This window comes from Ileibacterium valens (assembly GCF_001945525.1).
Taxonomy (GTDB): Bacteria; Bacillota_I; Bacilli_A; order Erysipelotrichales; family Erysipelotrichaceae; genus Ileibacterium; species Ileibacterium valens.
The window spans coordinates 1-14,770 of the sequence record NZ_MPJW01000146.1; the positions used below are offsets into that span (position 1 = coordinate 1).

Genomic DNA, 14,770 nt, shown 5'->3' on the forward strand with positions numbered 1-14,770 from the left:
GGCATAACTGGCTGTTCGCATACAGTGAAGACGGAGCCAGAGCGCTGACGCTTCTGTCTTCGATAGTCAAGACAGCCAGACGCTGCGGACTGAATGTCCTCAAGTATCTCGAACTGGTGATGAACAGGTTCCAGAAATGGCGCGGTTCAGTTATACCGGCTGATGTCATTGACAGCGTTCTTCCCTGGAATGATGAAATCAGAGAACTCTGTGCTCTGTCAGTCTGAATCAATAATATTTCAATGTAAAAAAGGCGAAGATCTTTGCGTTCTACAGCTTTCCTGAGAGGAAAACTGCAGAATTCAAAAGATTCTTCGCCTTTAATGGTATATAGGTAATTTCATTTCGGGCAACCCGTCAAATATAAAGAACTTACGACTCAATTTCCTTAATATCTACAGATCTCATCTTCTAACGGCTTCTTTAACCAGAAAAAAAACTTCCTGTCAGATCGATCGCCGGACTGGATATTCTTTCTTTTTATCCAGGCTTCAATCCAATTGACAGGAAGTATGTCTGTTTTCCTGATTGTTATTTCTTTTGATTTCTTTTGATAAGCATTAATTTGCGTTCAGGTTTTATCTCTCAGGCAACAGTCCGGCTTATTTCAGGACCATGCGGATAATCTTATCGTAAATTTCCGGTCCGGCATGATAGCGCATGGGCAGATCGATCAACGTGCATTTATCGACGATTGATTTTGTATGCGAGAAATTTTCAAAGCCATAATGACCATGATATTGGCCCATACCAGATTGTCCCATCCCGCCAAAAGGCATGTTTTCAGTTGCCAGCTGGATGATCGTATCATTAATGCACCCTCCGCCAAAAGGCTGAATTTTTTTATAGAAATTCTTTCGGCTTGAATCCCTCGTAAAGAGATAGAAAGCCAGCGGAGTCGGTCGGCTTTGAATTTCAGCCATCACATCCATAAACCGGTTATAGGTGAGCACCGGTAAAATTGGCCCGAAAATTTCTTCCTGCATTACTGGATCATCCCAGCTTATATTATCCATAACCGTTGGAGCAATCTGCAAAGTCAGTTCGGACGCACTGCCTCCATAAACAACTTTTTCCGGCTGCACCAGACTAAGCAGTCTGTCAAAATGTTTCTGGTTGACAATCCGGCCAATCTGATTGGGTTTTGGATACTGTGCTGCAATTTCATGTTTTAACAAAGCGATGAATTCTTCTTTTACGGACTCATGAACATAGACATAATCTGGAGCAACACAGGTCTGTCCCGCATTCAGGAATTTCCCAAAGACAATTCGCTTTGCGGCCATCTTCAGATTAGCCGTTTCATCCACAATACATGGGGATTTACCACCCAGTTCTAGTGTAATTGGAGTCAGATGCGCTGAAGCTTTTTCCATTACCAGCTGTCCTACTTTTTTGCTGCCCGTAAAGAAAATATAATCGAATTCCTGGTCTAACAACGCCTGATTTTCAGCCCGTCCGCCAGTAATTGTGGCCACATAGACCGGATCAAAAGCGTCGGCAAGAACTTTTTCAATGACTGCCGATGTATAAGAGGAATAATCACTTGGCTTAACGATTGCAGTATTTCCTGCTGCCAGCGCATCGATTAAAGGGATCAGTGTCAGCTGAAATGGATAGTTCCAGGGGGACATGATCAGCACATTTCCATAAGGAACATCAATGGTCATACTCAGAGCTGGAAACTGGTGAATCGGTGTCCAATGATATTTTGCTGCCGTAAAACCGGACAGTTTTTTAAGCATATAATTCAGTTCGGAATAGACCATTCCGACTTCTGTAAAGTAGGCTTCCTTGTCGTTTTTACCCAGATCCAGCGCTAAGGCCTGCAGGATCTCGTCTTCATGCAGCAGAAGACTTTCCTTTAAACGCCGAAGCTGCATTTTTCGAAAGTCTGTTGGAATGGTTTTATGGGTTCTGAAAAATTCTCTTTGCCCATCCAGGAGGGCTTTAATGGGACTTGCTTCCATATGTTTTAATTCCTTTCGCACAGAGTGAATGGACGGAAGCCTAAAAATTAAGACTTCCTGTTTTTCTCGAAATCATATGGTTTCGAGCTGAATCAGATCAAACGATTCACATACTTGATGGTACAGAACGATTGGGCAGAATTTTTATCTTTTTATCCTGAACTGCCTGTTATCTGAAATCGTTTTATTCTGAGTCGATTCAATATATTCATCATACTCCGGAGCCCCTGTTTGGGCATGGGATGTCATCCCTAAAAATATATTTTTACAGGATGGATTTTAGATAGATCTCACGAAGACGGCTTTCTGAAAAAAGAACTGGAACCGGATAAAGCGGATTGGCTTCTTTGGCTGCATGGTGGGCAAGTACCTTGATGTCTTTCAAATCAATTTCTGCGATACCGCATGGAATTCCATAACGTTCATTCATCTTTTCGATGGCATCAATGAACTTTAAGGCCAGATCCTTCTGACTTTCCATCGGATATTCCTGTAATTCTGCCGCTTTGGCTAATTGACTAAGTGCGGGATAAATAGCGTTGCCGTATTCTCTTAAAACGATAGGCATCAAAATAGCGTTTGTTTTCCCATGAGGCAGATTGTACTGGCCGCTTAGGGCATGTGAAAGAGCATGAATATATCCAACATAAGAGCGGGTGAAGGCCTTTCCTGCCAGATGGCTGGCCATTAACATATTGCGTTCAGCCTGTTCACTTTCATGCTTTACGCAGGCATCCAGACTGGAAAAGATCAATCTGACGGCTTCCAAAGCCCAGTTTCCAGTCTCTTTTGTGACCGATTGTCCAATGTATGCCTCTACAGCATGACATAATGCATCCATTCCTGTTGTGGCGACTAAGAAAGGCGGAAGCTCGTGAATGCACCTGGCATCCAGGACAGCAGCATCTGGAATTAGTGGAAAATCACTGATCGCAAATTTATGATGAGTGGTTTCATCCACCAGAACAGCAGCTAAGGTGGCTTCACTTCCAGTCCCGCAGGTCGTCGGAATGGCAATCAGATGCGGTGTCTTCTTCAAGACTTTTAAAATACCAGCCATGGATGAGAGCGTCTTATCCGGTTTGGCAATCGCCGCGCCGCAGGCTTTTGCCAAATCAATCGCTGAACCACCTCCATAAGCGATGGTCGCCTGACAGTTGTTCTTTCGATAGAGAGCTGCTGCCTGATGAACCGAAGCGGTGGTTGGATTTGGATGAACTTCATCAAAAAGAACGAAATCAATCTGTCCATGATGCAGCGTTTTGATGATCTCTTTAAAGACTGTTCCCTGAACCAAAGCTGGATCTGCAATGAGGAGCACTTTTTTCAGATTGAAGCGCTGCAGATGAATTGCGACCGAATCGATCGATTGAAGAATTTCAGGATCGCGGTAAGGCAAAAAAGGCAGCGAGAGAAACAGACCTTTCTGAAAGGTTCGGCAAAAGATTTTCTCTGTCAGAGGCATTTCCTGTGAGTGAAATTTATGTTTTTTCGAAACATTTTTCGGGGATGCTTTTCCTATATTCTTAATAAATGGCTTTCTTTGAATTGAATCCATGACTGAATTCCTCCTGATGTTTAGACTGATCCTCTTTTGATCTCTTTATTTGTTGAGTGATCAACAACATTCAACTCCGTTCCTATTTTCCTGTCAATGAATAATCGAATCACAAAAGATCTCTATGTCTGTTTTCTGATTCAGAATTTCGATTCATTTTCCATTGATCCCGCCTGACTTATCCGGTTATTCTGATTCTTGTGTTCATTTTTATGGGATCTGTTTTTTTCATCCTTTTGGCTGCTTTGTCAGCCAGCATCCATCTGATTCAGGATTTACAATCCAACTAAAATGTTTTCTGATCTGATTTGTATTTATAGTTGAGGTCATGATTACTTTTGATCTTTTTACTGAATTCCTGTTTTTGAAAACGCCATAAAAAAACGGGACCATCAAAAGATGATCCCTGGGGGAATTTGTTTGCTTTGAAAATCATTACGACCTATTGATTGATAGCGCTTTTATACCATCTGGATCTTTCAATTTCCGCAAACAAACAGATTGTTCTGTCTGAACTTATTTTTCTTTGGCAGCGTCGATAAATTTCATCAGGCCTGCTTCATCCATGTAACCAGTTGTTGCAAGAACTGGCTTGCCATCCTTGAAGAAAATAAGTGTTGGTACAGACTGAATATTGAAGTGACCGGCAATATCCTGGTTCTGGTCAATATCACACTGTGCTACAACAACCTGACCTTCTAATTTATCAGAAACTTTTTCGAGTACTGGATGCAGCATTTTACAAGGTCCGCACCATGTTGCAAAAAAGTCCATAAGCACTAAAGAATGCTTTTCTACGATTTCATTAAAGTCGCTGACAGATTCAACGTGACGAATCATGTTCATTACCTCCTTTATTAAGTACTTTTATTGTACCTTTCCGATATATGAAATCATGTATCTTGCCCGCATACAACTGTCTTTTATCCGCTCGTCGATCTGATTTTTATTTAGACAATCTGCGTTTTAGCGGATTCAGTATGGATATTTATCTTCATGATCGGATATTCAAATCAGAAAACACACTGAATCAATCTGATGCAGGATTGATAAAAAACACCAGTCCGGTTTAATTTTGACCGATGCTTCACATTTTAGAAAGATAAATACGAATTCATTTCTGAATGATGAACTTGGAGATCTGCACCTTGCATTCTTCTGTATTTCGTCAGCTTCCTTCTCTTCCTCTTTTAATCAGCACGTTTCTCTGCCTGGAACAGATCTGTGAAAGCTGAAAGTTTATCTATACCTGAGCGGCTGCTTTTTGGCAGTTCATCCTTCTTCTGGATGTCATCACTTCCTTTAATTTGTAGGAAAGAATGATCAGCGAAAAGAAAAACGAGCATCCATTGGCGGCAATTAAGGCCATATCTCCAATTGAAAGCCCATAAACAAGCCATAAAGCGATTCCAGTGACCTGCATGGAATACATGCCCAGTGAAATTCCGGACGTGTCTTTTGTCTTTATCGTCTTTAATACCTGAGGAATAAAAGCTCCAGTGGTAAGAACAGCTGCAATCGTTCCGATCATGTTGTTGTCTCCTTCATAATGTATCCTGTCTCAAATGGTCATAATGACAGAACGTAAGGTTTGTTTTTTTCCGAATACAGACTGAAAATTTAATGAGATGGATTCAATCGTGTCTGTGCAGGTGGAAGTGAATTCATATTATTGATCAATAGGAAATCGGACAACAATATTGGAAAGATCTGGAATCGGATTATTAACTGCAAGCGTTTTTTCAGTCGGTTTTGTTAATTTCGTTTCATTGTTCCTCATCCTTTATCTGAAATACAGGCTAATGAAGTCTGGTCCATTTCAATCCAGCAGACGAGAAATTAGTTAAACCGATCAGTTCTGATCCGTTCTGATCAATTTATTAATCGGAAAAGAAAAAGATGGTTTTGTTTGCCGGGCAATACGAACCATCTTTTGAGTTATCGAACTTTTTGCGCAGATTTATTCATCTGTTTTGATTTTTAATTTTTTCTATGACCAGAACGTTCAGTTTTTCTTTTCAGAACCGGGATTCTTTAAAGGATCTTTTGCTTCTGTCTGGTCTGCAGGTTCAGATTTTTTTGATGAATTACTGTTTTGAGATGATTTTGTCTGGACTGCAGATTTCTTTTTATTTTCCTTTGCGGGACGGTCTGTAAAGAATCCTTCTGCTTTTTGAGTAGCCGCTTTTAGTCCGTTCATCATCACATCAAAGAAATCTCCATCTTTTTGTGATGTATGATCCGGAGCCTTACAGGATGGTCCGGGATCATCTTCATATTGAATCAGATCCAGGCTGGGATCCTCCTTGTTTTTCAGATAGGCTTTTTCATTGAAGTAATTGCACAGGATCTTATAAACCGCAGCCATTAACGGAACACCTAAAACCATTCCAAAAACGCCAAATAAGGAACCGCCGACTACGATCGTCATCATGACGTAAATTCCAGGAAGTCCAACCTTGTTTCCAATAATCCTTGGGAAGAACACATTGGATTCAATCTGTTGGATCACGCACAGGAAGACCAGAAAAATCAGGCACTTAACCGGGGAGATCGTAAAGATAATAAAAGCTCCAATTCCTCCCCCGATAAAAGCTCCGATCATCGGGATCATATTAATCACGCCGACGAGAATACCAATCATCAAGGCATATGGCAGCTGCAAAATCCACATTCCAACGGTGCACATGGTCGTCAGAATGCAGGCTTCAATCAGCTCTCCTCTGACAAAGGCCTTAAAACTCTGATTGATAATTCGAAGATTCTGAGTCAGTTTATGGGCTGATTCTTCTTTCATATAAAGCTTGGTAAAAAAGTAGTAAAGATTCACAAAACGCTCTTTTTCTGTCAGAACATAAATCGCAAAAACGATGACGATAAATGCATTGACCAGGGTGTTGGCTACACTGGTAACCATTCCAATCGTACCCGTCATAGATGTACCAAAACCTTTTGTAACAAAACGGGCGACAGAATCAAACACCTGTTTCCAGTCGATATTCAGCTTATCCAGAGCAATGACGTCCAGTATTGGATACTTTTCGATCAGATGCTTAATCGCCGCTTCGAGTTCACTGACATATCGTGGAACTTCGCTGGTGAGCACCTTGATCGCATTGACCATATTTGGAACAACCAGAGAGATTAATACCGTCACAATCGCCAGAAAAGCGAAAATCGAAAAGGCAATCGCCAGTGATCTGGAATGCTTTTTCAAGAATGGACTGTCTCTTTTTTCAAGCCATTCCTCAGCCGGTCCCATGAGAAGATTCAGCACAAAGGCAAAGGCAGCACCCATCAGAAGGGACTGGACAGCCCTGAATAACATATTAATCCAGCCAACCACTTCTGAAAAATTAACGATGAACAGAATCGCACAGACAATAATGATTCCAAACATCCAGAGATTCTTATACTGTTTAAATATATTCATAAGCAAAACCCCTTCAGGATTGTTTTAAACAAATTCCTTAATCGTGTTCATTATAACAATCACATAATGATGCGAACTTGCTGAAGCACCAACTGTAATTCTATGTCCGTTCAAGTCTTCAAAACACACAAAAAGGACTGAAATTTTGTATTTTCAATCCTTTTTGTCTGATTGAATTTTTCTTGGCTGCTGCTTATCGATCAGAATTTTTACTTTTACTGATCCGAATTTGTATCCATTTCAACCATCGGAAAGCTTACAGTAAATACACTTCCTTCATCCGGAACACTTGAGAGTTCAATACGCCCGTTATGAATTCGAAGCGCATGTTTTACAATGGAAAGTCCTAATCCGGTGCCGCCTTTCTGACGGCTTCTTGACTTATCAACCCGGTAAAAGCGCTCAAAGATTCTTTCCTGCTCAGAAGGCAGAATTCCAAGCCCGGTATCTTCGATTCGAACGATGGCTTCTCTTTTCTCTTCTGATTGAGAATTGGATACCTGAACCCTGATGGAGCCTTCCGGTCGGTTATACTTGATCGCATTATCGATCAGATTAAAGAGAATGCTGCGAACCATTGCCGGATTACCCTGAATCCAGGCTGGCGAGCCATCCAGTTTCATATGGATCTTTTCTTTTTTTGCCTGCATGGCCAGCTCATCGATGATGTTCTGGCTTAATGCATACAGATCAATCGGCTCGCTTTCTTCATTGACCGCTTCATCAAGATAGGAAAGAGTCAGAATTTCATTAATCAGCGCCGTCATCCTGCGGGATTCCCTGAGAATCTGTTCAGAGAATTTGGGTACATCCTCCATCGAAGTCAGTCCGCTACAAAGCAGTTCAGAATAACCGGAGATGATCTGCAATGGTGTTTTGAGTTCATGAGAAACATTTCCGGTAAATTCACGGCGCATTTTTTCAGCCTGCTGCTGAGAGGTCACATTGATCATCAATAAAACACATCCCTGAAATTCCTGCGCATGCAAAACCGGAGAAACCTCAGTCAGCCAGGACTCATCCTGCCATTCAATGATTTCGGATTGCTTGCTTCCTTCTTTGGCTTTTAAAACCAGTTGACTGATGGGCTTACAGGGGCAAAAATCCAGAAAAGGCTGATGCTTGGTTTCTTCAGACCAGTTGAGAATGGCTCTTGCCACTGGATTGATGGATATGACATTCAAATCTGGACCAAGCAGGATCAGCCCTTCAGAGACCGCATTGGAGATGACATGAAATTCTTTAGCCCGATCTTCAATTTCTTCCTTTTGCGATTTGATTTGCTTTTGCTGAAGACAAAGGCGAAGCATCAATGGTTCAAGTTCTTCATAGGAATGGGTAGCTTCCGGATGATCGAGATCAAGCTCATTTAAAGGAGCAACAATTCTTCTTGAAAGCCGGATCGCCAGAAACATCGAAACGGCAAGGGTTGCCAAAAAGATCAGAATCAGCGGCGGAAGAATCGCCATGAACAGGGCAATTGCTGAATAGGTTGAGACCGATAAACGCAAAACATTTCCATCACCAAGCACTTTTGCATAATAGTAAGCCATATGGGTCAGCGTATTGGAAAAACGGGAAGACTTTCCAGTTCCTGTTTCAATCGCTTCTTTAACTTCCTCTCTGGCCTCATGATTTTCGACGTTTGAAACATCTGCTTTGGTATCATACAGAACTTTTCCATCTGGACTGATCAGAGTCAGGCGAAGGTCTGATTCCTTCATATTTTCCAGATACTCTTCGCCATGTCCCTTGATTCCCTGCTCAACCAGATTGAAATTATCTTCTAAACGCTGTTCTTCCACTCTGGAGTAATAGGAGTAAAGCGCATTAAAAGTCAGCAGCATCGAAAGTAAAAAAACCAGAGTGCTCACAGAGAAGATCGAATAAAATATCTTCTTTGTCATCATGATTTCGTCTCTTCTTTACCGTTTGAATCATTTTGTTCAAAAACGCGAGGATCAAAGCGATACCCGACTCCGCGAACCGTCTGAATCGCAGAAGAGGCCTCACTGAGCTTGGAGCGAAGCGTATTGATATGGACATCAACGGTTCTGGATTCCCCTGCAAAATCGGTATCCCAGATTTTGATCAGTAATTCTTCCCTGCTGAAAACATACCGTGGATTTCTCATCAGTAATTTGAGTAAATCATATTCCTTGCGGGTTAAAACGACCGGTTTTTGGTTGATGGTCACCGTATGCTCCCTGCAATTGAGAAGAAGCGGACCAAACGAGATCTGATCGTCCTTTAAGAGCGGCGTGCTTCTTCTTAGGACGGCTCGAATACGGCTGACCATCTCCATCATCCCAAAGGGCTTGCATAAATAATCATCTGCACCCAGATCGAGGCAGCTGACCGTATCGAATTCGGTGGATTTGGCTGATTCCATGATGATTGGGATTCTTTGCGTATCAGGATTCGAACGAATCCGCTTTAAAACGCTGATTCCATCTTCATCAGGCATCATGATATCAAGCAGGATTAAGGATGGCTTTTCGTAGTTTTCCTTTAAAGCCATAAGCAGCTGCCTGCCATCCGCAAATCCACATGCTCTGTACCCCGAAGCATGTAAGGTATATAAGATCAGATCTCGTATGGATTGATCATCTTCTGCAACATAGATCATAATTTCTCTTCCTTTTTCTTTACTGAGATTTTGATCAGGCACGATCGCTGTTCCTTCTTTCTTTTTCTGATTACATCCTATCAGCTAAAAGAAACAGATTGATGTTCTTGATCAAAGACCGCTTATCCAAAGCGTCCAGAAATATAGTTTTGTGTTCTTTCGTCTTTTGCGTTCTCGAACATCTCTTTGGTTCTGGAAAATTCAACCAGCGATCCATTCAGGAAAAAAGCGGTATAATCCGAAATTCGGGCTGCCTGCTGCATATTATGAGTGACAATGACAATTGTGTATTTTTCCTTTAAGGATAAAATCAGCTCTTCGACTTTATGTGTAGAGACCGGATCGAGAGCGGAAGTTGGCTCATCCATTAAAATCACTTTGGGATTGGCGGCCAGCGCTCTGGCAATACACAAACGCTGTTTTTGTCCGCCTGAAAGAGCCGAGGCGGACTGATCGAGGCGGTCAGCCACTTCATCATATAAAAAGGCATCCTTTAAAGCCTGAATCACAATCGAATCAAGCTGTTCTCTTTTTCGTATCCCCTGAATCTTCGGACCATAAGCCACATTATCGTAAATACTCATTTTAAATGGATTTGGAGTCTGAAAGACCATTCCGATTTCCTTGCGGAGCGCTGAAACATCAATATGCGGATCGAAGATGTTCTGATTCTGATATCGGACATCACCCTCTATTCTGACCAGTTCATTCTGATCATGCATGCGGTTGAGTGTTCTTAAAAACGTCGATTTTCCGCATCCGGAAGGGCCGATTAAAGCTGTAATGCTGCCCCTTGGAACGTTCAGGCAGATATCCTTTAAAGCATGAGACTCTGAATACCAGAGATTGAGATTTTCTACATGAATACATCCTGAATCATAATTTGCATTTCGTGCAGTGAGCATAGGTTACCTCTGTCTATTGATCATGAAAATTAAAATAAGAAAAAAGTAATATATGTATTGGTATGCGAACGGAGACGGTTCTTATCTGAACTTTTATGTTTCATCATTTCACATTGATTTTCTATTTCGGTTTTGGTTTCTGCCTGCTGCAAATTAATCCAGAGTGCCAAAGCGCTTCTGAATCCATCCCGAAAGCAGATTGATCGCAAGAACCAGAATAATGAGAATTGCGGCAATTCCAAATGCTGCATCAAAGTTTCCCTGTTCCTTGGCATAGACATAAAGCGCTACGCTTAAGGTGGCTCCCGATGTCTGTAAAGCCTGTACAAAGCCATTGATCGAATGAGCAAAACCAGCCGTAAATAATAAGGCGGCTGATTCACCAACCATTCTTCCGCAGCAAAGGATCATTCCTGTGCACACACCAGGAAGACATGCAGGAAGAACGATCGACCGGATCACTTTCCATTTTCCAGCTCCAAGGGCATAAGCGCCTTCCTTTAAGCTGACAGGTACTGTCTTTAAGGATTCCTGAGCAGAGCGAATCATTCCGGGCAGATTCATGATCACCATAGTCAGAACACCAGCGGCCAGTGAAGTCTTCAATCCAAGAAACTGACAGAAAAATAACATTCCGACCAGGCCATAAATGATGGATGGAATTCCGGAGAGAATTTCTGCAGCATGTTCAATCAGAGCGCTCATTTTCGCATTTCTGGAATATTCACAAAGATAGATTGCCGCGCCCACGCCTAAGGGCACCACCAGGGCTAAAGCCGCCACGACCAGATAAATCGTATTGAGCAGATCCGGCAAGATCCCAATGGTTTCCTTTATATAGCTTGGCTTGCTGAATACAAATCCAAAAGATAATTCACCCACTCCGCGAACCAGGATATAAGCGCAGATTGAAAAGGCAATCGCTGCACATCCCCATCCGCAAATTCGCATCAGATTACGAAAAAACATGGATTGAATTTTTCGCTTTTTTGAGATCGTCTGCAGCATCAGCAGGCTCCCTTCTTTCCCTTCAGGATGTGATTTAACAAAACGTTTAACATCATGATGAATGCGAATAAAACCAGAGCGATCGAAAACAATGCCTGCAGCTGCAGTCCACTTGCATAGGACATCTCGGATGATACCGCGGTGGTTAAAAAGCGAACCGATTCAAACAGGCCTGGCATATTGGAGGCATTGCCAGCGACCATCATGACCGCTACTGCTTCTCCAATGACTCTGCCTGCCCCCAGGACAACCGCTGCAGCGATGCCATCACTGGCGGCGGGTAAAACTACTTTGATCAATGTCTCTTCAGAAGTCGCCCCCAAGGCAAGGCTTCCTTCTTCCTGCGCTTTTGGCAGAGATTCGATCGCACCTAGTGACATTGAAATCACTGTGGGCAAAATCATGATGCTTAAGACGATGATAGCCGAAAACAGACAGGCTCCATCGCTTAAATGAAAGATGCTGCGAACAGCTGGAACAATTACAAGCATTCCAACCAGCCCATAAACAACGGATGGAATTCCGGCAAGTAATTGAATCAGAGCACTTAAGACTTTTTTTGTTTTACCTTTCGCTCCTTTTGCCAGGTATAAGGCAGCCAGAATCCCGATTGGGACTCCAACAATCAATGCGCCAGCCATTCCATAGACACTGCTCAAAATAAAGGGAAGTATCCCAAACTCAGGAACCGCTGCGCCCGGTTTCCATGTCGTTCCGGTTAAAAATGGGATCAGACCAATTTTCTGGATGGCTGGAAGTCCTGCTGCAATCAGATAAATACTGATCAGAAGAACCAGAGCCACGCAGATCATTCCGATCAGAAAGAAGATGATTTCTACGGCTTTTTCAATCTGGTCACTTTTTCGTTTTGGTTTTGAAGATTTCTGAGAACCAGCAACAAGCTCTGTTTTTGATGGTATGGGATAAGGATTAGTCTGCATGGGGGTAAATGGCACCTGCCTGTTCTATATATGGTTTTGCATTGTCTGATAACACATACTTGATAAACTCTTCTGCTGGTTTACTCAGAGGAATTTCCTTTGAAGTCACCAGCAGGAATGGACGGCTGATCGGATAACTGTTTTCACGGACATTTTTTTCATTCGGGTCTGCGTGGTCAACTTTCAGCGCTTTGACATCATCCTTTAAAGAAATAAATGACACATAGCCGATCGCTCCTGGATTTGAGTAAACTGCATTTCGAATATCTCCTGAACTCGTCAGTTCCTGCCTGTAGCTGCATAATCCTGAAAGATCAAGCGCCTGCTCAAAGCCGTCTCTTGTTCCGCTGCCGCTTTCTCTTCCGATTAATACAATGGGAACATCCTCTCCACCAATCTCTTTCCAGTTTGTGATTTTCTGAGTATAGATTTTTTGAATGTCTGACCGGCTTAAATCAGAAACTGGATTTTCCTTATTCACGATCAGAGCAATCCCATCCAGGGCGATCACCTGACTTTCAAGGACCTGGTTTTCTTCCATGGAGAGCTCACGGCTTGAAAGTCCGATCTCAGAACGTCCAGATTTAACGGCTTCAATTCCAGCGGTCGATCCGGTCGGATTAAAGGTGAAGCCAATTTCATCCTGCTCAAGTTCAAAAGCTTCACCCAGGATTCCTATGACCTTTTCCATTGACGTCGATCCATCAGCGGATATGGAGTATTTTCTTGAATGATTCATTGAAAGCATCGATCCACTCATGATCAGAGTTGTGCATAGTAGTGCCAGAGAAATCAGAAGACTTCTTTTTGCTTTTTTATTCATAACAAACCTCTTCTCGTTATTTTTTTTGGGGGGTTGAGTTTGATCAACTTTTCCTTCTATCTATTCTGTTGTCCATATCAATCTATCAGCCGTTAATCAAATTCATGCCATTCTTTCGTAAAGTTTCTGTAAATGGAAAAGATTTTTTATATGCATATAATCCGAAACACAATCAAGCATTAATGCACTAAAAACTCATTTGGTCGCCATTGTAATCCAACAAAAAGACCCGAATGGCCGCATATAGGCTATTCGGGTCTTGATATCTATTAATTTATTATGTTTTAATCTATATGATCTTTAGACAATCTTTATATTTTACTTCTCCTGCAAGAGCGATCAATGCGCGGGTACTTCTCTGTTTTCCTGTCTGATTTCTTTTTGAAGATGATCAATTTCCTCTGTAATGATTTCATACATTTCTGATTGCGCTCTTTCTGAATAGCGAATTCCGAAATGTTTCTGGGCCAGAATATACATTTCCATCTGTCCAAATCCAGCCTGGCATAGATCATAGGCTAAAACACCCGCCTTCTCATTGTCTCGAGAATATTTTGGAAAAATGGATGGAGTAAACTGTCCCAGACGGTCACGGGGGATTTTGACTTCTATCAGTCCTAAAGGAGTTTTAAGCGGCCGGCGATAGAAACCATTGCGGGCATTGGGCTGTTTCGAGCGTGCCGATTTTTCATATCCGAGGAATTCGGTCAGCTCAACCATCATTAATCGATTCAGTGTTCTGCTTAGATAATTGCGGGCGTTCTCGAGCAGGACCGGATCTGAATTTTCATCCAGGCTAAGGCTGATGACAGGATCTTCCTTCATTTTCATTCGTACAAAACCCTCCTTCTGACTGTTCAAATTAATACTAATCGAATAATAATGGTCGGATATTGTTGTGTAAAGAGTCGATCAAACATCCCTACACATCCTGAGTATTTTTCTGAAATAACGTTCGATTTCTCAACAAAATTTGACTAAAACGTTTTACCTCAGTTTTCGAAGTGTGTCCATTTACGATCCATACTTAAACCGGAAAACTGTTTAGTTGCTTTTCACATAATCCATTTTTTAACTTCCCACAAACGCAAATATTTACAGTTGTATAACCGTGATTTGTCACTTTCTTTTGTTATGGTTTCTCTATCCATTTTTATCCGATAAAATGAGAGGAGAAAAGCAGTTTGAAATATTCAAGTAAAGTCAATCCAGATCAGGCAGCTAAAAATTTTCTTTTGCAGGATTCCGTTTATGCAAAGATTGTCAGAGTAAAGTGCTTCAATGACAAAAAAGATGTGATGATCGAACGAGTGACTGAAATGGATCCCAATGCTCCACAGCTTCGAATCGATAAAGAGGATGAGCTCGTTTGGCGTGAAACCCGCAGAGATCTGATCAAAAAGGTGGTCATCAAAGAAAAGGATGGCTGCTCGTCAATGATCGTTGGCTTAGAACCGCAGACTTATAATTCGCCAGATATGGTATTTCGGGTGGCCGGTTACC

13 protein-coding genes and 1 pseudogene are annotated in these 14,770 nt (G+C 42.0%); 2 read left to right on the forward strand and 12 right to left on the reverse strand.

Annotated elements, in window-relative coordinates:
* Positions 1-227, forward strand: a pseudogene (locus tag BO222_RS13720) (hypothetical protein); the annotation flags it as partial.
* 375 nt (positions 228-602) lie between these two features.
* Here BO222_RS13720 and BO222_RS07620 read toward each other — a convergent pair.
* From BO222_RS07620 to BO222_RS07675, 12 genes are all read right to left on the reverse strand, one after another.
* A complete protein-coding gene (locus BO222_RS07620) occupies positions 603-1,991 on the reverse strand; it encodes an aldehyde dehydrogenase family protein (RefSeq protein WP_269843626.1) in 1,389 nt (462 codons plus the stop codon).
* A 244-nt stretch (positions 1,992-2,235) separates the two neighbouring features.
* Positions 2,236-3,528, reverse strand: a complete 1,293-nt coding sequence (locus BO222_RS07625; RefSeq protein ID WP_198932026.1) for an iron-containing alcohol dehydrogenase — start codon at positions 3,526-3,528, stop codon at positions 2,236-2,238.
* A gap of 516 nt (positions 3,529-4,044) precedes the next feature.
* Positions 4,045-4,368: a thioredoxin gene (gene trxA, locus BO222_RS07630; RefSeq protein WP_075819868.1), complete on the reverse strand. Its 324-nt coding sequence runs from the start codon at positions 4,366-4,368 to the stop codon at positions 4,045-4,047.
* 403 nt (positions 4,369-4,771) lie between these two features.
* Positions 4,772-5,059 (reverse strand): SemiSWEET transporter, encoded by a 288-nt coding sequence (locus BO222_RS07635; protein WP_075819853.1) that lies wholly within the window; start codon positions 5,057-5,059, stop codon positions 4,772-4,774.
* A 474-nt stretch (positions 5,060-5,533) separates the two neighbouring features.
* Positions 5,534-6,961: an AI-2E family transporter gene (locus BO222_RS07640; RefSeq protein WP_075819855.1), complete on the reverse strand. Its 1,428-nt coding sequence runs from the start codon at positions 6,959-6,961 to the stop codon at positions 5,534-5,536.
* A gap of 215 nt (positions 6,962-7,176) precedes the next feature.
* On the reverse strand, positions 7,177-8,871 hold the full coding sequence (locus BO222_RS07645) for a sensor histidine kinase (RefSeq protein WP_083647733.1): 1,695 nt from the start codon (positions 8,869-8,871) through the stop codon (positions 7,177-7,179).
* On the reverse strand, positions 8,868-9,590 hold the full coding sequence (locus BO222_RS07650) for a winged helix-turn-helix domain-containing protein (protein ID WP_075819872.1): 723 nt from the start codon (positions 9,588-9,590) through the stop codon (positions 8,868-8,870). Before BO222_RS07650 ends, BO222_RS07645 begins: the two co-directional genes overlap by 4 nt.
* A 122-nt stretch (positions 9,591-9,712) precedes the next feature.
* Entirely contained in the window at positions 9,713-10,495 is a 783-nt protein-coding gene (gene pstB / locus BO222_RS07655) for a phosphate ABC transporter ATP-binding protein PstB (protein WP_075819857.1), read from the reverse strand.
* A gap of 153 nt (positions 10,496-10,648) precedes the next feature.
* The gene (gene pstA / locus BO222_RS07660) at positions 10,649-11,503 is read right to left on the reverse strand and encodes a phosphate ABC transporter permease PstA (RefSeq protein ID WP_075819859.1); all 855 of its coding nucleotides are present in this window, start codon (positions 11,501-11,503) and stop codon (positions 10,649-10,651) included.
* On the reverse strand, positions 11,503-12,444 hold the full coding sequence (gene pstC / locus BO222_RS07665) for a phosphate ABC transporter permease subunit PstC (RefSeq protein WP_083647734.1): 942 nt from the start codon (positions 12,442-12,444) through the stop codon (positions 11,503-11,505). Before pstC ends, pstA begins: the two co-directional genes overlap by 1 nt.
* Positions 12,434-13,267 carry a phosphate ABC transporter substrate-binding protein gene (locus BO222_RS07670; protein ID WP_075819861.1) on the reverse strand — a complete coding sequence of 278 codons (834 nt, stop codon included), beginning with the start codon at positions 13,265-13,267 and terminating at the stop codon, positions 12,434-12,436. Before BO222_RS07670 ends, pstC begins: the two co-directional genes overlap by 11 nt.
* Positions 13,268-13,606: 339 nt before the next feature.
* Entirely contained in the window at positions 13,607-14,098 is a 492-nt protein-coding gene (locus BO222_RS07675) for a transposase (RefSeq protein WP_075819863.1), read from the reverse strand.
* Positions 14,099-14,451: 353 nt separating this feature from the next.
* On the opposite strand from BO222_RS07675, the gene BO222_RS07680 reads away from it, so the two are divergent.
* Positions 14,452-14,770: hypothetical protein (locus BO222_RS07680; RefSeq protein WP_143356976.1), on the forward strand; the 319-nt coding region annotated here is incomplete at its 3' end.